Origin of the sequence: Mycobacterium sp. TY814, from assembly GCF_030755175.1 — a bacterium.
GTDB lineage: Bacteria > Actinomycetota > Actinomycetes > Mycobacteriales > Mycobacteriaceae > Mycobacterium.
The window spans coordinates 50140-71470 of record NZ_JAUFRY010000004.1 but is presented as its reverse complement, the minus strand read 5'-3'; the positions used below and the strand labels follow the sequence as shown (position 1 = coordinate 71470).

Sequence of the window (21331 nt, the reverse complement as noted above, 5' to 3'; positions counted from 1 at the left end):
TGGCTTCATGGCAGTGGATGTGAGCGCATACTTCGACCGGGTCGGCTACGAGGGTGCGGCCGAGCCGACTTTCGACGTGCTGCAGGCGCTGGTCACCGCCCACACCCGCACCATCCCGTTCGAGAACCTCGACCCCTTCATGGGCGTGCCGGTCGACGATCTGAGCGCAGATGCGTTGACCGACAAGCTCGTTCACCGGCGCCGCGGCGGTTACTGCTACGAGCAGAACGGCCTGATGGGCTACGTGCTGGCCGAACTCGGCTTTCAGGTGCGCCGGCTCGGCGGACGCGTGGTGTGGATGAGTCCGCCGGACGCGCCGGTGCCGGCCCAGACACACACCCTGCTCGCGGTGAGCTTTCCCGGCTGCGCGGGACCGTATCTGGTCGATGTCGGTTTCGGCGGCCAGACGCCAACGTCGCCGCTGCGCCTGGCAACCGGCGGCGTGCAGCAGACGGCACATGAACGGTTCCGGCTCGAAGACCGCGGCGACGGGATGGTCCTGCAGGCCGAAGTCCGCGGCCAGTGGCAGGCGTTGTACGAGTTCACCACCCAGACCCGCCCGCCGATCGATCTGACGGTGGGAAGCTGGTACGTCTCCACGCACCCGTCGTCGCACTTCGTGACCGGTCTGATGGTGGCCGCAGTCACCGATGATGCCCGCGTGAACCTGGCGGGGCGCACCCTGACGATCCACCGGACTGACGGCAGCGAAAAAATCCTGCTGGAGGAAGGGGCCGCGGTGGTGGACACCGTGCGCACGCGGTTCGGGATCGAGGTACCCGATCCCGGCGGCCTTCAGGCGCGGGTGGACGCGCTACTGGCCCGGCAGCCAGGAACCGATCCGGCTTAGCGCCGCCTCGATATCGCTCGTCGGACCGGCGAAGGACAGCCGGACGAAGGAACTCCCGCGTGCCGGGTCGAAATCGATGCCCGGTGCGATCGCAACCCCGGTTTCCTTCAGCAGCTTCGAGCAGAACGTCAACGAGTCGGTGGTGAAGTCGGAGACGTCGGCGTAGACGTAGAACGCTCCGTCGGTGGGCGCCAGCCGGTCGACACCGATCCGGCGCAGACCGTCCAGCAGCATCGAGCGGTTGACGGAGTAGTGCTGCAGGTTGGCCTCGGCCTCCGCGATCGACTCGGGGCTGAACGCCGATACCGCGGCGATCTGCGACAGCACCGGCGGACAGATCGTGAAATTCCCGGTGAGACAGTCCACCGCGCGGCGCAGCTCCGTCGGTACCATCAGCCACCCGAGCCGCCACCCGGTCATCGCGAAGTATTTGGAAAAGCTGTTGACGATCACCGCGTTTCGCGATGTCTGCCACGCGCAACTGGTCGGCGGCGCACCGTCGTAGACCAGGCCGTGGTACACCTCGTCACTGATCAGCCGCACCCCCGAGTCGTCGCACCACGAGGCGATCGCGGCCAGTTCTTCAGGGGGGATCACCGTGCCGGTCGGATTGGCCGGACTGGCGACGATGACACCCTTGACGGGGGGATCGAGTTCCGCCAGCAGCTGCACGGTGGGCTGAAACCGCGATTCCGGCCCACACGGTATCTCCACCACCTCACATCCCAACGCCGACAGGATGTTTCGGTAACAGGGATACCCGGGGCTGGCCATCGCGACGCGATCGCCGACGTCGAAGCACGCCAGAAACGCGAGCAGAAAACCGCCTGAGGAACCGGTGGTGATCACAACCGCATCGGGTTCCACGGAGATGCCGTGCAGGCGCTGGTAATCCGCGGCGATCGCCGCCCGCAGCTCCGGTATGCCCAGCGCCACCGTGTAGCCCAACTGGTTGAGATGCAATGCGGCCGCGGCTGCGGCCCGCACCGGTTCCGGGGCGCCCACGCTGGGTTGGCCGGCCGACAGGTTCACCAGGTCACCGTGGGTGCGCTGACGCTCGGCGGCCGCCAGCCACACGTCCATCACATAGAACGGTGGGATGCCGGCCCGTTGGGCGACATGATCGTTCACGGTGTCGAGAGTACTTCGGATTCTAGTCGGTCCAGCAGCTCTCGCGGCGACTCGAGCAATTGGGTACTGCCATGCGCCCGTTTGAAATACAGATGCATGTCGTGCTCCCAGGTGATCGCGATGCCGCCGTGCAGCTGGATGGCTTCGGCTGCAACGGTGTTGAGCGCTTCGGTGGCCGCCAGTCGTGCGGTGGCGGCGTTGGTGGGGCCGGGCGCGGTGCAGGCTTCGTCGACGATGGCGCGGGCGGCGGAGACCACGACGTAGAGGTCGGCCATCCGGTGCTTGAGCGCCTGGAAGCTGCCGATGGGCCGGCCGAACTGCACCCGGCTCTTGGCGTACTCGACGGTGAGGTCGAGGCAACGCTCCGCAGCGCCGATCTGCTCGGCGGCCAACAGGATTGCCGCGAAGTCGGCCAGGCCCGGGTCGTCGCCCAGCGGCTCGGTTTCCTCGGGCTCGAGCCTGGCGAGCCGCCGGGTGAGGTCCATACTCGCCAGCGGTTGCGCGCTGAACCGGGTCCACCGGGTGAGCCGTCCCTCGTCGGCGGCGACCACGACGTCGGCGATGTCACCGTTGACCACGTAATCGGGGTCGAGCACCAGCGCCCCGATGGAGCTGCCCTCGGCGAGCGCTGCCAACGTCTCGGCGTCGGGTTCGGTTCCGGCCAGCAACGCGAGTTCGGCCAACGTGGTGCCCAGCAGGGGAGAGGGCACCAGAGCGCGCCCGAGCTCCTGCAAAACGGTTGCCGCATCGGCGAGTTCGCCGCCCGCCCCGCCCAGGTCCTCGGGGACCACCAGGGCCGCCGCGCCGACCTGCTCGCACAGCAGCCGCCACAGCGACTCGTCATAGCCGCGATCCGACTCGATCGCCGCGCGCACCGCAGCCGGGCTTGCGTGCTTGGCCACCAGGGCCGCCACGGTTTCCCGCAGCATCTCCCGTTCTTCAGAGGAAGTCATGACAGCGCCTCCAGTACTCGGCGTCGATGTGATTCCGGTGTACCCCAGGCGGATCGCAGTGCCTGCACCCGCAACAGCAGCAGCGACAGGTCGTGCTCCTGGGTGAAGCCGATGGCGCCGTGGGTCTGCAATGCCGAGCGTGCCGCCAGCAGTCCCGCCTCACCCGCGGCGACCTTGGCCGCACTGACGTCGCGCGGTTCCAGCGACAGCGCCGCGCCATACACCAGCGGCCGGGCCAGTTCGACCGCGATATGTACGTCCGCGAGCTTGTGCTTGATCGCCTGATACGAGCCGATCACCCGGCCGAACTGGGAGCGCTGTTTGGCGTAGTCGACGCTACCGGCCAGCAGCGCTCCGGCCGCGCCGATCAACTGGGCCGCGGTGGCCAGCGCGCCCAATTCGTAGGCCTTTTCGGTATCCGCTGACCACGCATCGCCCGAGGCGGCGACGTCGTAGATCCGGCGGCTGGGATCCACCGAGTCGTGTCGCTGGTTCGCTGTGCACTCGCTGACGCTGCCCTGATCCGCCAGCAGCACCAGTCCGGCGCCGTCGGCGTCGACGGCACGCGGCACGTGCGGCCGAAGCGCGACAGTCGCGATCAGGTCGCCGGAGGCCAGCTCCGCGCTGCGTTGATCGTCCGCCAGCAGAATCGGGGCCACGGCGATGGATTCGGTCACCGGGCCCGGCACGCACCAGTGTCCGAGCCGCTCCATCGCGACCATCAGATCGACCGGCGAGGCATCGATACCGTCGTAGCGCTCCGGCACGATCAACGCGGTGACGCCCAGGTTGGCCAGTTGTTCCCACACCTTGCGGCCGGGTGCGGTGTCACCGGCAGCCCAGGCGCGCACGGCCGCCGGGAGATCCGCGGCACCCAGCGCGGCGTCGATGCTGGCAGCGAAGTCTCGCTGTTGTTCGTCTATCGCGAAATCCATCAGCGCTTCTCCCTGGGTAGGCCCAGCAGTCGTTCCGAGATGATGTTGCGCTGAATCTCGTTGGTGCCGGCGTAGATCGGGCCACCGAGCGCAAACAGGAGTCCTTCGGTCCACGGCCCGGCGAGTTCGCCGTCGGCGCCGCGAATGTCCAGTGCAGTCTGGTGCAACTCCACGTCGAGGTCTGACCAGAACACCTTCGTCACCGACGATTCGGCCCCCAGCTCGCCGCCGCCGGCCAGACGGGTGACGGTCTCGAAGGTCTGCAGGCGGTAGGCCTGCGCCTTGATCCAGCCGTCGGCCACGCGTTCGGCGAACTCCGGCGGTGAGCCGCTGTCTTTCCACAGCCGCACCAGTCGCTCGGCCGCGGCCAGGAATCGGGCCGGGCTGCGCAGCGACATGCCGCGTTCGTTGCTCGACGTGCTCATGGCCGCGCGCCAGCCGTCGTTGGGAGCGCCGATGACGTCGTGGTCGGGCACGAACACGTCGTCGAGGAAGATCTCGCCGAAGCCCGTATCGCCGCCGAGCTGGACGATGGGGCGCACCGTGACGCCCTCGGCCTTCAGGTCGAACATGAAGTAGGTCAACCCGTTGTGCCGCTGCGCGGACGGATCCGAGCGGAACAGCCCGAAGCCCATGTCGGCGAACGGCGCCCGCGAACTCCAGATCTTCTGCCCGTTGAGCAGCCAGCCGCCGTCGGTCCTGGTGGCGGTGGACCGCAGCGATGCCAGATCGCTGCCGGATTCCGGCTCTGACCAGGCCTGCGCCCAGATCTGTTCGCCGCTGGCCATTTTCAGCAGAATCCGGTCCAGCTGTTCTTCGGTGCCGTGCGCGAACAGCGTGGGCCCCAACATGGAAGTACCGTTGGCGCTTGCCCGCCCGGGTGCTCCGGCGCGAAAGTACTCCTCCTCGAGGACCACCCAGTGCAACAGCGGCGCGTCGCGACCGCCGTACTTTTCCGGCCAGTTGATCACCGACAGGCCGGCGTCGAACAGCACCTTGTCCCAAACCCGATGCTGGGCAAAGCCTTCGGCGTTGTCGTAGGACTTCGTCGGAATGTGCTCGCGGTTGGCCGCGAGAAACTCGCGGACCTCGGCCTGAAAGGCCAGCGTTTCTTCGTCCAGTGTGAGATCCAATTCAGGCCAACTCTCGCAGTTGTGGTTTGACCACCTTGCCGCCGGCATTTCGCGGCAACGCGTCGACGAACCGCACCGAACGCGGTGCTTTGAAGTTCGCCAGATGTTCACGGGTGTAGGCAATTACCGCCGCTTCGTCCAGGGTGGCACCGGGCCGGACGACCACGAACGCTCGTCCGACCTCACCGAGTCGCGGGTCGGGCACGCCGATCACCGCCGCGTCGGCGATGCCGTCCATCCGGGCCAGTACCTGTTCGATCTCGGCGGGGTAGACATTGAAGCCGCCGCAGATGTACATGTCCTTGAGCCGGTCGGTGATGCGCAGGTTACCGGCCTCGTCGACCACACCGATGTCGCCGGTGTGCAGCCAGCCGTCGGGATCTATTGCCGCAGCTGTGGCCTCGGGATCATCGAGGTAGCCCAACATGACGTTGGGCCCGCGCAGCAGCACTTCGCCCGCTTCGCCCTCTTCGGCGTCTTTGATGCGAAGTTCGAATCCGGCGAACGGGCGTCCGCAGGTGGTGGCGACGGTCACCGCGTCGTCCTCGGCGCGGCACATCGTGCCCATGCCGTTGGCCTCGGTCAGCCCGTAGGCGGTCAGCACGATGTCGATGTCGAGTTCGGACTGCATGCGTTCCACCAGCACCACCGGCACGGTGGCCGCCCCGGTGACCGCGAACCGCAGTGAGCTCAGGTCGTAGTCACCGCGGGCCGGGTGATCGAGCAGGGTCTGGTAGATGGTGGGCGGTCCGGGCAGGACGGTGATGCGGTGCTGCTCAATGGCTTGCAGGGCGCGCACCGGGTCGAAGGTCAGCTGCGGGATCAGCGTCGCACCGGTCTGCAGGCAGGCCAGGATGCCGGCCTTGTAGCCGAAGTTGTGGAAGAACGGGTTGATGCAGAGGTAGCGGTCGGCGCTGGTGATCTTGCCGTTGGCGGCCCAGGCGGCCGAAGCCGCGAGCGACTGCCGGTGCGCGCACAGCACCCCTTTGCTGCGGCCGGTGGTACCGGAAGTGAACAGGATGTCGCTGACGTCGTCGGGCTCGACCGCCGCCGCGCGTGCCTGGACCGCGGCGACGTCGCCACCACGGGCCATGAACTCGTCCCAGGTGCCGTCGTTTTCGTCGATCGGGATCCGCACGATGTGGCGCAACGCGGGGAGCGCTTGGCGGTCCAGGTCCGCGGCCCGGTCGGCACCCAGGAACCTCCCCGCCGCGAACAGCACCGGTGCCTCGGTCCGCGCGATGATGTCGGATGCCTCGGCGGCGGTGTAGCGCGTGTTCAGAGGCACCATGGCAGCACCGGCGTGATGGATGGCCAGGCATGCCACCACCCAGTGCCACGTGTTCGGCGACCAGATGGCCACCCGGTCCTTCGGCTGCACGCCGAACGCGATGAGCGCGGCCGCCGCCCGGCGTACCTCGTCGCGCAGCGCGGCGGCGGTGAAGGTGCGGTCATCGGTAATCAGCGCGTCGTGGTCGGGAAGTTCGCTCGCGAAACGATCCAGCGCCGCGGGAATGGTGCGGGGATCGTCTCCGGCAAGCGGGTCGGGTCCCCGCCCTGCAGGGGACTGCCCCCAGGACATGGCCGCTCCTTCCTGCCGGGCTAACAAAGCAAGTGCTTGGTAGGTTAGCCTACAGGTTATGCAGGACGTCGAAGAGTTCCGGGCGGAGGTCCGCCAATGGCTGGCCGACAATCTGGTCGGCGAATTCGCGGCATTGAAGGGCCTGGGTGGCCCGGGGCGCGAGCACGAAGCGTTCGAAGAACGCCGGGCGTGGAATCAGCACCTGGCCAAGGCGGGACTGACCTGCCTGGGCTGGCCGGTGGAGCATGGCGGCCGCGGGCTTTCGACCGCACACCGGGTCGCGTTCTACGAGGAATACGCACTCGCGAATGCCCCCGACAAGGTGAACCACTTCGGTGAAGAGTTGCTCGGGCCGACGCTGATCGCGTACGGGACCCCGGAGCAGCAGCAACGCTTCCTGCCCAAAATCCTCGATGTGACCGAGTTGTGGTGCCAGGGTTACTCAGAGCCCGGCGCCGGCAGCGACCTGGCCAACGTCGCGACCACCGCTGAACTGGACGGCGACCAGTGGGTGATCAACGGCCAGAAGGTGTGGACTTCGCTTGCCCACCTGTCCCAGTGGTGCTTCGTGGTCGCACGCACCGAGAAGGGCTCCAAGCGTCACGCCGGCCTGTCGTATCTGCTTGTGCCACTGGATCAACCGGGTGTTCAGGTGCGGCCGATCATCCAGATCACCGGTACCGCCGAGTTCAACGAGGTGTTCTTCGACGACGCCCGGACCGAGGCCTCGCTGGTGGTTGGTCAGCCGGGTGACGGATGGCGGGTCGCGATGGGGACGCTGACCTTCGAGCGCGGCGTCTCGACGCTGGGCCAGCAGATCGTCTATGCCCGCGAACTTTCCAACCTGGCCAAGCTGGCCGAGCGCACCGGCGCAACCGCTGACCCCTTCATCCGGGAACGACTGACGCGGGCCTGGACGGGGTTGCGCGCCATGCGGTCCTATGCGCTGGCCACCATGGACGTTGAGCAACCCGGTCAGGACAACGTGTCGAAGTTGTTGTGGGCCAACTGGCATCGTTCGCTCGGCGAGCTGGCCATGGACGTGATCGGCAAGCCGGGGCTGATTTTGGACGACGGCGAATTCGACGAATGGCAGCGGTTGTACCTCTTCACCCGCGCGGACACCATCTATGGCGGGTCCAACGAGATTCAGCGCAACATCATCGCCGAGCGGGTGCTCGGTCTGCCGAGGGAGGTCAAGGGGTGAGCTTGTCCGAAGTGCCGGAAGAGATTGCGGGACACGGGCTTCTGCAGGGCAAGGTAGTGGTCGTGACCGCTGCTGCGGGCACCGGCATCGGCTCGGCCACCGCGCGCCGTGCGCTGGCCGAAGGCGCCGATGTGCTGATCTCCGATCACCACGAGCGCAGGCTGGGCGAGACCGCCGCGGAGTTGTCGGCTCTGGGACTGGGCCGGGTGGAGCATGTGGTGTGCGACGTGACGTCCACCGCTCAGGTTGACGCGCTGATCTCGTCGTGCACCGCGCGCCTCGGCCGGTTGGACGTGTTGGTCAACAATGCTGGACTGGGCGGGCAGACACCGGTGGCCGACATGACCGACGAGGAGTGGGACCGGGTGCTGGACGTGTCGCTGACGTCCGTTTTCCGGGCCACCCGGGCGGCATTGCGGTACTTCCGGGACGCGCCGCACGGCGGTGTGATCGTCAACAACGCCAGCGTGCTCGGGTGGCGCGCCCAGCACTCGCAGTCGCACTATGCCGCGGCCAAAGCGGGCGTGATGGCCCTGACCCGTTGCAGCGCAATCGAAGCCGCTGAGTACGGGGTACGGATCAATGCCGTGTCGCCCAGCTTGGCGCGGCACAAGTTCCTGGACAAAACGACCTCGGCCGAGCTGCTGGACCGGCTGGAGGCGCAGGAGGCGTTCGGACGTGCGGCCGAACCGTGGGAAGTGGCGGCCACGATTGCATTCCTGGCCAGCGACTACTCGAGTTATCTGACCGGAGAAGTGATCTCGGTATCCAACCAGCACGCGTGAGCTTCGGCTCAATTTTCGCGCGTTTTTTACCCGCAGGTGCGCCTTAGGCTAAGAGGCAGTTCACACGACGGCCGCTCGGCGCCGTCCACACCCGGGGGAAATGATGCGCAGTACGTTACTGCTGGTAGGAGTCGTTCGGTGACCTACAGGCCGGACCCGTACCCGTGGGAAAACCCGCCCAATCCCGCAGACGGCTCGACTCAGGCCGCCTGGCTTCCTGCCAAGCCTGCGCCGAGCCCGCCGGCGTGGCCTGGGCAGCCGAATCCAGCGGTGCCGCCCGGTCTCCCTCCGCAGGGACCGCCTGCCTGGCCGGCAGGGCCGCCGATACCTGGTCAGTTCGGCCCGCCGCCCATGCCCGGGCGGCGAAGTCGCAAGCCGCTCATCATCGCGCTAAGTGTCATTGCGAGTGTGATTCTCGCGGTGGTGACACTCGTCGTGGTGCTGGCGTCAACCGGTGACAGTGGCTCGGGCAAGGCCGGTGACGCCGTCAAGGGTTACCTGGATGCGCTGGCGCGGGGAGACGCCGCCGCGGCATTGAGTTACAGCAGCGATCAACCGGGTTCTGACGAATTCCTGTCGGACGACATCCTCAGGAAGCAGATCGCGCGCTGGCCGATCAGCGGGGTCAAGATTCTCAGCGACGACTCCGAGCACAGTCTGGGATTTGCCCGGGTCCATGTGGTCGCGAAGTTCGGTGAAAACACCTCAGACGTCACGATGTCGGTGAAGAAATCCGGGAAGACGTGGAAGCTCGAGCATGCCGCGACCAAGATCGAACCGCTCGGCAGCTTGGAAAACGATGCGCTCAAGACGTTGCTCTTCTTCGGCCGTCCCGTCGGCACCGCCCCGGTGTACGTGTTCCCGGGCTACATCGACGCGTCGAGCAACAACTCGAACCTCGCGGTGCAGCAGAAGAAGCTGTATCTGCTCGACGGACTTTCGGTGTCGGGCGGCTATTTCAACGACTTCGATTTCACGCTCAGCGACGCGGGGCAGTCGGCAACGATGTCGGCCATCACGGCGGCCCTGTCCGGCTGCACGAAGTCAACGCAGTTGGCACCGCCCAACTGCCCCCAGCGAGCGCGCGATTCAGACATCGTCGACGGCACCGTCACCTGGGGTTCACCGGATACCAGCGGGCTCAAGCTCAGCATCTTCGATCCCTACCACCTCGATGCGCGCTATAGCGGTGATGTGCTGTTCCCGCTTACGGCCAAGACCAAATCGGGCGGGGACAAGTCCGGCGTGGTGCGGAGCTTCATGAGCGTCAAGGCCGACGTCTCGCAGGATCCGCCCCAAGTGTCCGTGCGCTGAGCCCGGGTACTACAGCAGCTGCTTGAGCAGTTGCTCGATATTGAATACCCCGGACAGGAAGCTGCCGGTGTTCAGCACGCCCGACACGAATTGGCTGACGTTGGGATTGGGAAGCGACCCCGGTACCGCGGTGTTCCCGAAGCCCGAGACCAGGCCGTTTGTCGTTCCGCCGCTTGCCTTGTTGAAGAAGCCGGAGATGTTGCCGGCGCCCGGGCCCGTGGCACTGTTGAAGAATCCCGACACTCCGGGCCCGGTGTTGTTGAAGCCCGACTGGATGGCGCCGACGTCGGTGGCGAGCCCGCTGCCCGTGTTCACGTTGCCCGAATTCCAGAAACCGGTATTCAGGCCGCCCGAATTCCCCCACCCCGTGTTCAGGACGCCGGAATTCCAGAAACCGGTGTTGACGGTTCCGCCGTTCCCAAAGCCCGTGGTCTCCGCGCCGGAATTGCCGAAGCCGGTGCTGAAATTGGCGGCGTTCCCTAAGCCGAAGTTTCCGGCGCCCGAATTGCCGATGCCCACGTTCCCCTGACCGGCGTTACCGATGCCGAGATTGGGAGCGAGGGTGGTCGAGATGGTGCTGGAGTTGAAGATGCCGATGTTGCCGTGGCCTGAATTGAAGAAGCCGATGTTGTCGGTGCCTGAGTTGCCGAATCCGATGTTGCCGCTGCCCGAATTGAACAGGCCGGCCAGGTTGATGCCCATCTGGTTGTTGCCCGTCAGGCCGATGCCGACGTTGTTGTTGCCGGTGTTGCCGAAGCCGATGTTTCCGTTGCCGTTGTTTCCGCCGCCGATGTTGTTGCTGCCGATGTTCCCACCGCCCCGGTTGTCGTTGCCGCGGTTGCCCAGGCCCCAGTTATTGTTGCCCGCGTTACCCAGGCCGAAGTTGTTGCCGGGGTTAGGACTTGACGCATCTCCGGTATTTCCGAACCCGACGTTGCCGTTCGACACGTTGCCGGAGCCGACGTTGTTGTTTCCGTTGTTGCCGCTCCCGAAGTTCCCGACGGCGGGAAAGCCGGTTCTGCCGTTGCCCCCGCCGATGTTTCCGCTACCGGTGTTGCCGCTGCCGATATTGGCGGTGCCGTTGTTGCCGTTGCCGATGTTGCCGGTACCGCCCTTGTTGCCGAGGCCTAGATTCGGCAGCGCCGCGAGCAATTGGGCGAAGGGGTTCAACTGTGCGGCTGCCGCCGCTGCACTGGCTTGATAGCCCGTCATCGCCGCGACGTCAGCCGCCCACATCTGCTCGTACTGCGCCTCCGCGGTGGCGATCGCGGGACCCAACAGCCCGAGAATGTTCGACCTGACCAACTGGACGAAGGCACTGCGATTGGCCGCGACGGCCAACGGGTGGATCGTTATCGCGCGCGCTGTCTCAAAGGCGCTGGCCACCGCCTGGGCTTGCCCGGCAGCCGCTGACGCGCGGGCCGATGCCACGCTGAGGCAGGCCGCGTACGACTCAGCCGTCGCGGTCATTGCCAGGGAGGCCGGTCCCTGCCAGCCCTGCCCGGCAAGTCCGGATGTCACTGACGTGAATGTGTTTGCCGCAGTGGCCAATTCGTCGGCCAATGCGTCCCAGCCGGCGGCCGCCTGCAGCATCGGTGCGGGCCCCGCACCGCTGAACATCAGCAGTGAATTGAGTTCCGGCGGCAACATCGGATAGCTGACCATGACCGACCTCCAGCCCTTTCCGCCGGCCGCCGAGCGAGGCGACCGTGCCCGAATGGAAATGGGAGTGCAGCAAAAATGCTACGACGGTCCCGAAGGATATTTGTCAGTATCGCCTGGGCATTAGCTGGCGCGCCGACGTGAACTGTCCGACGCTAAATCGGCCTGCCGCGTGGGGCTTTTCCCACGCGGCCGAGACCAGCTAGCCGAGCAGGCGGCCCAGGCTGAAGATGCCGGACAACGACGACCCGAAGTTGAGCAGGCCGGAGTTGAAGCCGCTGATGACACCGTCCAGGGGATCGGTGCTCGCCGGGGTCGGTAGGCCGAAGTTGAAGAAGCCCGAGCCTCGGCCGTTCACCTCCGGTGACCCGTTGGCGCTGTTCCCGATGCCGGAGAGGAAACCGCTGCCGGGGCCGCTGGCGGAGTTGAAGAACCCCGACGTGCCCGCGCCGCTGTTGAAGAAGCCGGAGCCGGCGGCGCCGCTGTCGGTGACCGCGCCGAAACCGGTGTTCTGGCCGCCGGAGTTCCACAGCCCGGTATTCGAGTCGCCCGTATTTCCGATCCCCGTGTTGGCGAGACCCGCGTTGTCAAAACCGGTGTTCCAGCTTCCCGCGTTCGCGAAGCCGGTATTGACGCTGCCTCCGTTGGCGAAGCCGGTGTTGACGCTGCCCCCGTTGCCTACGCCGGTGTTGCCGAAGGCCGCGTTGAACAGCCCGAGATTACCGGTGCCGGAGTTACCCAAGCCCAGGTTGTTGAGGCTGCCGGGCGCGAAAGGATTTGAGCCGGAGCTGAAGAGACCGACATTGCCGTCGCCGGAGTTGAAGAATCCGATGTTGTTGTTGCCGGAGTTGAACAGACCGAAGTTGCCGTTGCCGGAATTCAGTCCGGTGAAGACGAATTGACCGGTCGACCGGTCGAGGTAGGCGTTGCCGAACCCGAGCAGATTGTCGCCGGTGAGACCGAATCCGATGTTGTTGTTGCCACTGTTGCCGCCACCGAGGTTTCGGTCGCCGCTGTTGCCCAGGCCGACGTTGTTGTTTCCGCTGTTGCCGAAACCGATGTTGTTGTCGCCATCACCGGCGAACCGAAAGCCGTTGCCGAGGCCGCTGTTCCCGAAACCGATGTTGTTCTGGCCGAAGTTTCCGCCGCCGATGTTTCCGCTGCCGACGTTACCGCTGCCGATGTTCTTACTGCCGTTGTTTCCGCCGCCCAGATTGGAGCTGCCCGAGTTCCCGTTACCTACGTTGCCGCCGCCGACATTGCCGCCGCCCAGGTTGGCGTTGCCGATGTTGCCGAGGCCCAGGTTGGGCAGCGTGTTGATAATCTGTTGCAGCCCAGCCGGAATCGGAATCAGGTCGGTAACCGCGGCCGACGCGCCGGTGTAGTAGCCGGTCATCGCCGAGACGTCGGCGGCCCACATCTCTTCGTAGATGCTCTCGGCCGCCGCGATCGCAGGTGCATTGAGCCCGAGGAAGTTTGAGCGCACGAGTTGAACAAAGGCGTTGCGATTGGCCTCTACCGCGAGCGGATGGACCGTCGCGGCACGGGCGGCCTCGAAAGTGCTTGCCACTGCATTTGCCTGGCTGGAGGCGAGTAGCGCCTTGGCCGATGCGGCGCTGAGAAATCCGGCGTACGGCGCCGCAGCCGCAGCCATTGCTGCCGCAGCCGGGCCCTGCCAGGACTGGCCGGCCAGTCCCGAGGTCACCGTCGAAAAAGACTCGGCGGCCGTTGCCAACTCATCGGCGAGACCCGCCCAGGCGGTGGCTGCATCGAGCATCGGCGCCGACCCTGCACCGATGAACATCCGCAACGAATTGACCTCAGGCGGCAACACCGCAAAGTTCGACACGCTTTCCCCCCGGTTGATTCGCGGCGGCCCCCCATGACCGCTGTCGCGCAAACTTTGACCGACACTACGGTGAGCGTGGCTACGCCACATGGCATTTCGGGAAAATTTACGCTGGCTAATTAATTTGCGCAGGTGGCGGGGGGTGTGCGCGGGCGCTCCAGGCCGGCTGAGGTGGACGATCCCGGAGATCGAAGGGCCCCGATCAAACGGACGTCCGCGTCTGGGCCGACCAACGCTGGCCGGCCGATCTCACCTGAGCGCTGCAGCAGCTGTCGCTAACGTGCCGCGCAGCGAACTGACCTCGACACTAGGGCCGATCCGCCGCGAAATGAACGCGACCTGCTACTTGCTGTGTGAAAGGCTCTCGGCCACTTGGACTTCAGCGCCCGTTGGGGCTCAAAGTTGCTGCAATCGGGCAATGAGACTGAAGAACCCAGGAATGCCGGTACCCGAGTTGAACGCGCCCGAGTTGAAGCCGCTGACTAAACCGCTCGGGAATGTGAGGAGGGGACCGGTGACGCCGGTGTTGAAGAAGCCGGAGGTGTAGCCGTTGAATAACGAGCCGCCGCTGGCGGTGTTTCCGATGCCTGAGACGGAGCCGTGTCCCACCCCGCCGCTTGCCGAGTTGTTGAAGCCCGAGACATTGGAACCGATGTTGTTGAAGCCTGACGACGTGGCACTGACGTCGGTAGTGGAACCGAACGCGGTGTTGAAGTTTCCGGAGTTCCAGAAGCCGGTGTTCACATTGCCCGAATTGCCATTACCGGTGTTGGTGTGACCGGAATTCCAGAAGCCGGTGTTGCCTCCGGTGAGGATACCGCCTCCGGCGTTGCCGGCTCCGGTGTTGACGTCACCCGAGTTGAAGAACCCTGTGTTCAGGGTGCCCGAGTTGCCAAAGCCGAAGTTCCCGGTTCCGCTTTCGCCTATGCCGATGTTGCCGTAGCCGGAGTTGCCGATGCCGATGCCTTGTAGTTTCCCGAATTCAGGGTCGGTAGGCGCATGGAATCCAGAGCCGAACAGACCGAGATTGCCATCACCGGAGTTGAAGAATCCGATATTTCCGGTGCCGGAATTGCCGAAGCCGATGTTGCCGGTGCCGGAGTTCAGGCCGTCGAAGTGGAATTGGCCGGTGACCGAGTCGTAGTAGGTACCCCCGATGCCGATCAATTTGTTACCGGAAAGCCCGAACCCTATGTTGCCATTTCCGGTGTTCCCGCCGCCGACGTTGGAGTCGCCGTGGTTGCCGAGGCCGAAGTTCCCGTTACCGAGGTTGCCCAGGCCGACGTTGGCACCTGGGTTGGAGCTGGTGGTCGCGTCGCCCAGGTTTCCGAAGCCGATGTTCTGGTTTCCGATGTTGCCGGAGCCCCAGTTCCGGCTCCCGTTGTTGCCGCTGCCGACGTTGGCGCTGCCGATGTTGCCGCCGCCGATGTTCTGGTTTCCGATGTTGCCGCTGCCGACGTTGTTGCTGCCGTTGTTGCCGTTGCCGACGTTCAGGCCACCGTTTTTGTTGCCGATGCCGATGTTGGGGTCCCCGGGCGCAGCCGGTGCGGCTCCCTTGACGCCGCCGAAGAGCTGCCCGATGCCGGGTAGGCCCTGCAGGGTCTGCTGCCAGGACGACAGCTGGGCGGCCACCGCGGAGGCGCCGCCGTGGTAGCCGAACATTGCGGCGACGTCGGTGGCCCAGAACTCCTCGTAGGCGGCCTCGGCGGCGGCGATGAAGGGGGCGTTGAAGCCGAAGAAGTTGGTGCGGACCGCTTGCACCATGGCTTGGCGGTTGGCGGAGATCACCTCGGGGTGCACCATCGCGGATTTGCAGGCCTCGAAGACCTCGGCGACGGCTTTGGCGCCGACGGAGGCGGTCAGGGCGCGGGTGGACGCCGCACGCAGGAACGCCGAGTAGGGGCTGGCTGCTTTGGTCATCGCCGCCGCGGCCGGGCCTTGCCAGGCCTGGCTGGTCAGCCCGGTGGTCACCGAGGCGAATGAGTCTGCCGCCGAACCTAATTCCTCGGCCAGGCCCGACCAGGCCGCCGCGGCTTCGAGCATGGGTGCTGACCCAGCGCCGCACAACATCCGTAGGGAGTTGACCTCTGGTGGAAGCATGGAAAAGTTCACAGCGCTGACCTCCGTTAAACCCGCCGCCCGCGACGAGTAAGCCCGACGCCGCAGACAATACGACTGCGCTACCCGCCATGTTTCGTTTTTGCTAAAAGTTTCGAGAATTCCGGGCGGAGTGGGCGTTCTTTGGGTGTCAGACGCTTTGCGGCGGTTGCTGGCGCCGTGGTTGAGACCGGGTATATCGGTACGGACGACATGCCTCTGCGGGAATTACCCGGGCGCCTTGCTCAGTCGCAGGGCCGAAAAATGGATTTAAAGTATCGGCGACGGCCGGGTGCGGCTGAATACGCCCGCCGGACTGGTTTCTCTATCAAGAAAGGCACAGATGAGACTGCAGCGGCATACCCTTCACGGACGCGGTCGCAGCCTCGTCGGAAGGTCCAAAAACTCGCCTGTTCGGCGCCGCCCCCGCGCGCCGATTGAATCGAAAAAGCAGCACGCCTGCCCGGCATCGGGTCCGATCCGCGGTGTGATCGGAGCCCGGGTTGCCGGCGGGGTGTTCAAGTTCCCGCCTCTCTCGAAGCCGCGTTGGCCCGATCCGGGTTGCCCAGGCCGGTGCTCCCTGTGCGCTCAGTGTGAGATCGACGAACAGATGACATGACCGGTGTTGGCCGAGCAAGCGCTTGGTTGATAGGCTGGGCGGGTGGAGCGAGTGGCCGGTCAGGCTAACAGCCGCCGAGACGAGTTACTGGAACTCGCCGCGGTGATGTTTGCCGAGCGCGGCCTGCGCGCCACCACCGTGCGTGACATCGCCGACGGCGCCGGGATCCTTTCCGGCAGTCTCTATCACCACTTCGCCTCCAAGGAGGAGATGGTCGACGAGCTGCTGCGCGGATTTCTCGACTGGCTGTTTGCACGTTACCGCGAGATCGTCGACAGCGAACCCAACCCCTTGGAGCGGCTCAAAGGCTTGTTCATGGCGTCGTTCGAGGCCATCGAACATCGGCACGCCCAGGTCGTCATCTACCAGGATGAGGCGCAGCGGCTTTCGTCGCAGCCACGGTTCTCCTACATCGACGAACGCAACAAGCAGCAGCGCGCGATGTGGGTCGAGCTGCTCAAACAGGGCGTCAAGGAGGGTTACTTCCGGCCCGACCTGGACGTCGACCTGGTCTATCGCTTCATCCGTGACACCACGTGGGTGTCGGTCCGCTGGTATCAACCCGGCGGACCGCTCACCGCACATCAGGTGGGTCAGAAATATCTCGCCATCGTTCTGGGCGGAATTGCAAAAGAAGGAGTCTGAACATGGCTGGGTTTTCCGAGGCATATGTCATCGATGCGGTGCGTACCGCGGTTGGCAAGCGTGGCGGCGGGCTGGCAGGAATCCACCCTGTCGATCTCGGTGCCCTGGGGTGGCGGGGACTGCTGGAGCGGACCGACGTCGACCCGGCTGCCGTTGACGACGTGATCGCCGGCTGCGTGGACGCGATCGGCGGGCAGGCAGGCAACATCGCCCGACTCTCGTGGCTGGCCGCCGGCTATCCGGAAGAGGTGCCAGGCGTCACCGTCGACCGGCAATGCGGATCCAGTCAACAGGCCATTTCCTTTGGCGCGCAGGCGATCATGTCGGGTACCGCGGATCTGATCGTCGCCGGTGGCATGCAGAACATGAGCCAGATCCCGATCTCGTCGGCGATGACTGTCGGTGAACAGTTCGGATTCACCTCGCCCACAAACGAATCCAAGCAATGGCTGCACCGGTACGGTGACCAGGAGATCTCCCAGTTCCGTGGCTCGGAGATGATCGCGGAGAAGTGGAACCTGTCGCGGGAAGAGATGGAGCAGTACTCGCTGACCAGTCATGAGCGGGCATTCGCCGCGATTCGCGGCGGCAACTTCGACAACGAAATCCTCACCGTCGAAACCGAAACCGGCCCGTTCCGGGTGGACGAGGGTCCCCGCGAGTCGTCGCTGGAGAAGATGGCGGGGTTGAAGACCCTGGTCGACGGTGGTCGCCTGACCGCGGCGATGGCCAGCCAGATTTCCGATGGGGCATCCGCGGTGCTGTTGGCGTCCGAGCAGGCGGTGAAAGACCATGGTCTGACGCCGCGTGCCCGCATCCACCACATCAGCACCCGCGGCGCCGACCCGGTGTTCATGCTCACCGGTCCCATCCCCGCCACCCGTTATGCGCTGGAGAAGACGGGCCTATCCATCGACGACATCGACACCGTCGAGATCAACGAGGCCTTCGCCCCTGTCGTGATGGCCTGGCTCAAGGAGATCAAGGCCGACCCGGAAAAGGTCAATCCCAACGGCGGCGCGATCGCACTCGGGCATCCCTTGGGCGCCACCGGTGCGAAATTGTTCACCACCATGCTGAACACCTTGGAGCGCATCGGCGGTCGCTATGGACTGCAGACGATGTGTGAGGGCGGCGGCACCGCGAACGTGACGATCATCGAGCGCCTCTAGGTCCTCGCACCTGGGGTCGAGTGTGGAACGTGCGACGCTCCATCGGCGTTTCGCGTCGTGGAATTCACAGTCGGCGATGGTTGGGGATGGGCGACGGCGGTGAACGCGCCCGGCTGACAGCATGCCCGGATGGATTGGCCGTTTCTGGGCGCCGAAGCCCTGGCCGGCAAGGCGATCAGCGAGCGCGCACTGCGTTGTCTGTACGAGCCCGTTTATCCCGGGGTGTACGGCCCGGCCGGTATTGAGCTGACGGCAGGCCAGCGCGCACGGGCCGCGTGGTTGTGGTCGCGCCGACGGGGCGTGGTCGCCGGCAACTCGGCCGCGGCGCTGCTGGGCGCCAAGTGGGTCAGCCCGGCGCTCGACGCGGAACTGGTGCACGACAATCGAAAACCCCCGGCGCGCATCGTCGTTCATACCGACAGTTTGGCGCCGCACGAGGTACTGATTGTCGACGGGATCACGGTCACCACTCCGGCGCGCACGGCATTCGATATCGGCCGGCGAACCGCTGACCGCTTACATGCCGTACAGCGCCTCGACGCTTTGGTGAACGCCACCGATCTCAAGTTCGCTGAGGTAGAGGCCGTCGTTGCCGGATATCGCGGTGCGCGCGGGTTGGTCCGGCTTCGCCGCATATTGCCGTTGGTCGACGGAGGGGCGGAGTCACCGCAAGAGACGCGGACCCGATTGGTGTTGATCGACGCGGGGCTACCGAAACCACGGACACAGATCCGGGTGCATGGGGAATACGGCGACTTCGTGGCCCGCATCGACATGGGCTACGAGGAGCTGCGCGTTGGCATCGAATACGACGGCCCGCAGCACTGGACGGATCCGGAACAACGTGCGCGGGATATCGACCGGCACGCCGCACTGATGGACCTGGGGTGGACAATCGTCAGGGTCAGCAACGACCTGCTCCGCTACCGGGAGGCAACGTTCATTGCTCGAGTTGTCGCGGCCATGCAGGCGGCCGGATGGCGCTGGTGACCCTGGACCCCGCGAGGCGGGCGGTCCGGGACTCCGGGACTCCGCGGGGCCGCGGGGCCGAGGCATGGGAAGTCGCGAACATGAACCTCACGTCGCCGAATCGGCGTGTCGCGTCGTGAGATTCACACTCGGCGAAGGGAAGCGGGGTGTGAGAGTCGCCAGGATGGCTAATGGCGCTGGGTATTACCGCGAGTGGGAATCTCACGACGCTCCGCCGGCGTGTCGCGTCGTGAGATTCACACTCGGCGAAGAGGGGCGAGGCCGGGGCCGCGAGGGGCGGGGCGAGGGGCCGCGAGGGGCGGGGCGAGGGGCCGCGAGGGGCGAGGCCGGGGCCGTGAGGGGCCGCGAGGGGCGCTGGGGGCCGGGGCGCTGGCCCTAGGCGTCGTAGTCGACCGAGACGAACGGCGTCGTGGGGTGCGACTGGCAGGTCAAAATGTAGCCCGCGTCCAGTTCGGCCTGCCCGAGCGCGAAGTTGTGGTCCATCTCGACGTTGCCCTCGACCAGCTTCGCCCGGCAGGTTCCGCACGCACCGCCCATGCAGGCGTACGGCGCATCGTCGCGAACCTGCAGCGCTCCCTCCAGGATCGAGTCGCCGGGGGTCAGGTCATACGTCCACTGCTTACCGGACAGCGTGAATGTCACCGTCGCGGCCTCGTAGGAATGCTCTGCGGCGGAACCGGTTTCGAACCCATGGAAGAGCTCGAGGTGGATGCACTCGGGATCCACGCGGTGCTCGAGCAGCGACTCGCGCACCGATGTCGTCATCTCCATCGGCCCGCAGATGAACCACTCGTCCACGGCCTCGGGCTGCAGGTTGCCGGTCAGCCACAGGTTGAGTTTGTCGCGGTCGATCCGGCCGCGCAGTTCCGGAGTGTGCAACGACTCGCCCGACAGCACGTGCAGGATCTCCAGCCGGTCGGCGTAGCGCGACTCGAGGCGGTCGAGCTCTGCGCGGAACATTGTCGATTCCTTGGTGCGGTTGCCGTAGATGAGCGTGAACCGGCTCTCGGTTTCGATCTCCAGGGTCGTCGCCAGGATCGACAAGACCGGCGTGATGCCACTGCCAGCCACCAGGCCGACGTAGTGCTTGCGGTTCAGCGGATGCAACGGGGTGCCGAACCGTCCGGTCGGGGTCATCAGCTCGAGCACGTCACCGGCCTGCAGTCGTTCGGCCACATACGTCGAAAAGGCGCCGCCTGGAATGTGTTTGACCGCAATCCGCAACTGCGCGCGGGTCGCCGGGGCGCAGATCGAGTAGTTGCGCCGAACACCCTCGGCGCCCACCACCGTCACATGCTGACCCGGCTCGAACCGGAACGCGTCCTGCAGGTCCTCCGGCACCGCGAAGGTGACCAGGGTGCTGTCGGCGGTGATCGGGTCCACCGACGCGACCGGGATGCGGTGCAGGACGGCGTGCGGCGAACTCGAGCGTGACGGCATCCGAACCGGCAGCAGCTTGGCGAGCCGGCCGTTGAGGTCCTTCCACTCCCGGTACTCGTCGGGATTCAGTTGCTGCCCGAAGACGGTGTTGATGGCGGCGTTGCGCTCCAGGTAAGCCTCTTCGTTGCGCTTCCACGTCCGCAGATACCGATAGAACGGCACGGACGGGTGCAGGTGGTGCACCAGGTGGTAGTTCTGCGACAGCAGCACCGGGGTGAACAGCCATTCGGCGCCGACGCGATTGCGGGTTGCGCGGTAGCGATTGGTGCGCTGAGTGTCTTCCAGACCGTGATGGGGCAGCCAGTCGAACCACCACGCCAGGATGGTGAGGCCGATCCGCTGCGGGATCAGGAAGACGACGGCCAGGATCCAGAAGTTTCCGGTGACGATCGCCGCGACCAGTCCGGCGATGGACAGCGTCATCATCACGACGGTCTCGGCCACTTCGACGACCGGCCGGCTGCGGGCGCGCGGCAGGTAGTACCGCAAGTAGAAGTACTCCACCATCGACCAGCGCAGCGGCAGCTGCCACCACTTGCCGTGCGAGGCGAAGGTGTCCGGGTCCTGGTCGTCGTCGTTGGAATGCCGGTGGTGCTGAATGTGGATGTAGCCGAACGACGGGAAGGCGACCACCGGGCCGACGAACAGCCAGGCCAGCCGCCCCATCAGACCGTTGACCCAGCGCACGGAGCTGATCGAGTAGTGCGACGCGTCGTGCACGACGGTGAACATCACGAACGTCACCGCGGCGTTGACCGGAATGGTCACCCACCAGGGTGACCAGCCGTTGATGTAGCCGACCGTCGTGGTGACGAACGCGGTCAGCGACGCGAGAAAGATCCCGATGGTGGGCAGCGCGAGCTTGGGAACTGCTTCACCCGGATCGGGCAGCGCGTGCTGCGCGGCGGACCCGGAGGTCGCTGGTGCCTGCTCGACGGTCGACATAGCTGGAAGAGCTTAGTCGACA

General features: G+C 65.7%; 16 protein-coding genes. 7 read left to right on the top strand and 9 right to left on the bottom strand.

Annotated elements, in window-relative coordinates; genetic code table 11:
• Positions 1-7 precede the first annotated feature (7 nt).
• Positions 8-850: an arylamine N-acetyltransferase gene (locus QXH22_RS25490; RefSeq protein ID WP_306277406.1), complete on the top strand. Its 843-nt coding sequence runs from the start codon at positions 8-10 to the stop codon at positions 848-850.
• Here the strand turns inward: QXH22_RS25490 and QXH22_RS25485 are convergent.
• The 5 genes from QXH22_RS25485 to fadD3 are packed head-to-tail and all read right to left on the bottom strand — an operon-like array spanning position 815 to position 6584.
• Positions 815-1981 carry a pyridoxal phosphate-dependent aminotransferase gene (locus tag QXH22_RS25485; RefSeq protein ID WP_306277405.1) on the bottom strand — a complete coding sequence of 389 codons (1167 nt, stop codon included), beginning with the start codon at positions 1979-1981 and terminating at the stop codon, positions 815-817. The two genes, QXH22_RS25490 and QXH22_RS25485, sit on opposite strands and share 36 nt — an antisense overlap.
• Positions 1978-2934: an acyl-CoA dehydrogenase family protein gene (locus tag QXH22_RS25480; RefSeq protein ID WP_306277404.1), complete on the bottom strand. Its 957-nt coding sequence runs from the start codon at positions 2932-2934 to the stop codon at positions 1978-1980. Before QXH22_RS25480 ends, QXH22_RS25485 begins: the two co-directional genes overlap by 4 nt.
• On the bottom strand, positions 2931-3869 hold the full coding sequence (locus tag QXH22_RS25475) for an acyl-CoA dehydrogenase family protein (protein ID WP_306277403.1): 939 nt from the start codon (positions 3867-3869) through the stop codon (positions 2931-2933). The genes QXH22_RS25480 and QXH22_RS25475 overlap by 4 nt, the downstream gene beginning before the upstream one ends.
• Complete coding sequence (locus tag QXH22_RS25470) at positions 3869-5002, bottom strand: acyl-CoA dehydrogenase family protein (RefSeq protein ID WP_306277401.1); 1134 nt, start codon at positions 5000-5002, stop codon at positions 3869-3871. Before QXH22_RS25470 ends, QXH22_RS25475 begins: the two co-directional genes overlap by 1 nt.
• 1 nt (position 5003) lies before the next feature.
• Complete coding sequence (gene fadD3, locus QXH22_RS25465; RefSeq protein WP_306247349.1) at positions 5004-6584, bottom strand: 3-((3aS,4S,7aS)-7a-methyl-1,5-dioxo-octahydro-1H-inden-4-yl)propanoate--CoA ligase FadD3; 1581 nt, start codon at positions 6582-6584, stop codon at positions 5004-5006.
• Positions 6585-6642: 58 nt separating this feature from the next.
• Here fadD3 and ipdE1 point away from each other — a divergent pair, with 58 nt between their 5' ends.
• The 3 genes from ipdE1 (at position 6643) to QXH22_RS25450 (ending at position 9890) form a co-directional block, all read left to right on the top strand.
• Entirely contained in the window at positions 6643-7791 is a 1149-nt protein-coding gene (gene ipdE1, locus QXH22_RS25460; protein WP_306277400.1) for an acyl-CoA dehydrogenase IpdE1, read from the top strand.
• Positions 7788-8576: a (5R,7aS)-5-hydroxy-7a-methyl-1-oxo-2,3,5,6,7,7a-hexahydro-1H-indene-carboxyl-CoA reductase gene (ipdF, locus tag QXH22_RS25455; protein ID WP_306247353.1), complete on the top strand. Its 789-nt coding sequence runs from the start codon at positions 7788-7790 to the stop codon at positions 8574-8576. The genes ipdE1 and ipdF overlap by 4 nt, the downstream gene beginning before the upstream one ends.
• A 420-nt stretch (positions 8577-8996) precedes the next feature.
• On the top strand, positions 8997-9890 hold the full coding sequence (locus tag QXH22_RS25450) for a hypothetical protein (RefSeq protein WP_306277399.1): 894 nt from the start codon (positions 8997-8999) through the stop codon (positions 9888-9890).
• A 9-nt stretch (positions 9891-9899) separates the two neighbouring features.
• Here QXH22_RS25450 and QXH22_RS25445 read toward each other — a convergent pair whose 3' ends face one another.
• From QXH22_RS25445 to QXH22_RS25435, 3 genes are all read right to left on the bottom strand, one after another.
• Positions 9900-11555, bottom strand: coding sequence for a PPE family protein (locus tag QXH22_RS25445; protein ID WP_306277398.1), 1656 nt, complete (start codon positions 11553-11555; stop codon positions 9900-9902).
• A gap of 199 nt (positions 11556-11754) precedes the next feature.
• Positions 11755-13401: a PPE family protein gene (locus QXH22_RS25440; RefSeq protein ID WP_306277397.1), complete on the bottom strand. Its 1647-nt coding sequence runs from the start codon at positions 13399-13401 to the stop codon at positions 11755-11757.
• Positions 13402-13797: 396 nt separating this feature from the next.
• Entirely contained in the window at positions 13798-15501 is a 1704-nt protein-coding gene (locus QXH22_RS25435) for a PPE family protein (RefSeq protein WP_306247995.1), read from the bottom strand.
• A 658-nt stretch (positions 15502-16159) separates the two neighbouring features.
• Here QXH22_RS25435 and kstR2 point away from each other — a divergent pair.
• The 3 genes from kstR2 (at position 16160) to QXH22_RS25420 (ending at position 18924) form a co-directional block, all read left to right on the top strand.
• The gene (kstR2, locus tag QXH22_RS25430) at positions 16160-16762 is read left to right on the top strand and encodes a TetR family transcriptional regulator KstR2 (RefSeq protein ID WP_306247364.1); all 603 of its coding nucleotides are present in this window, start codon (positions 16160-16162) and stop codon (positions 16760-16762) included.
• A 2-nt stretch (positions 16763-16764) separates the two neighbouring features.
• Positions 16765-17934, top strand: a complete 1170-nt coding sequence (gene fadA6, locus QXH22_RS25425; RefSeq protein WP_306247366.1) for a steroid 3-ketoacyl-CoA thiolase FadA6 — start codon at positions 16765-16767, stop codon at positions 17932-17934.
• 129 nt (positions 17935-18063) lie between these two features.
• Positions 18064-18924, top strand: coding sequence for an endonuclease domain-containing protein (locus QXH22_RS25420; protein ID WP_306277396.1), 861 nt, complete (start codon positions 18064-18066; stop codon positions 18922-18924).
• A gap of 375 nt (positions 18925-19299) precedes the next feature.
• Here QXH22_RS25420 and QXH22_RS25415 read toward each other — a convergent pair whose 3' ends face one another.
• On the bottom strand, positions 19300-21309 hold the full coding sequence (locus QXH22_RS25415) for a fatty acid desaturase (protein ID WP_306277395.1): 2010 nt from the start codon (positions 21307-21309) through the stop codon (positions 19300-19302).
• Positions 21310-21331 lie beyond the last annotated feature (22 nt).

Excerpts from the sequence above, each read along its gene's own strand:
- QXH22_RS25490 (WP_306277406.1), top strand. The coding sequence starts at position 8 with ATGGCAGTGGATGTGAGCGCATACTTCGACCGGGTCGGCTACGAGGGT.
- QXH22_RS25480 (WP_306277404.1), bottom strand. The coding sequence starts at position 2,934 with ATGACTTCCTCTGAAGAACGGGAGATGCTGCGGGAAACCGTGGCGGCC.
- QXH22_RS25475 (WP_306277403.1), bottom strand. The coding sequence starts at position 3,869 with ATGGATTTCGCGATAGACGAACAACAGCGAGACTTCGCTGCCAGCATC.
- fadD3 (WP_306247349.1), bottom strand. The coding sequence starts at position 6,584 with ATGTCCTGGGGGCAGTCCCCTGCAGGGCGGGGACCCGACCCGCTTGCC.
- ipdE1 (WP_306277400.1), top strand. The coding sequence starts at position 6,643 with ATGCAGGACGTCGAAGAGTTCCGGGCGGAGGTCCGCCAATGGCTGGCC.
- QXH22_RS25445 (WP_306277398.1), bottom strand. The coding sequence starts at position 11,555 with ATGGTCAGCTATCCGATGTTGCCGCCGGAACTCAATTCACTGCTGATG.
- QXH22_RS25435 (WP_306247995.1), bottom strand. The coding sequence starts at position 15,501 with ATGCTTCCACCAGAGGTCAACTCCCTACGGATGTTGTGCGGCGCTGGG.
- fadA6 (WP_306247366.1), top strand. The coding sequence starts at position 16,765 with ATGGCTGGGTTTTCCGAGGCATATGTCATCGATGCGGTGCGTACCGCG.
- QXH22_RS25420 (WP_306277396.1), top strand. The coding sequence starts at position 18,064 with ATGGATTGGCCGTTTCTGGGCGCCGAAGCCCTGGCCGGCAAGGCGATC.
- QXH22_RS25415 (WP_306277395.1), bottom strand. The coding sequence starts at position 21,309 with ATGTCGACCGTCGAGCAGGCACCAGCGACCTCCGGGTCCGCCGCGCAG.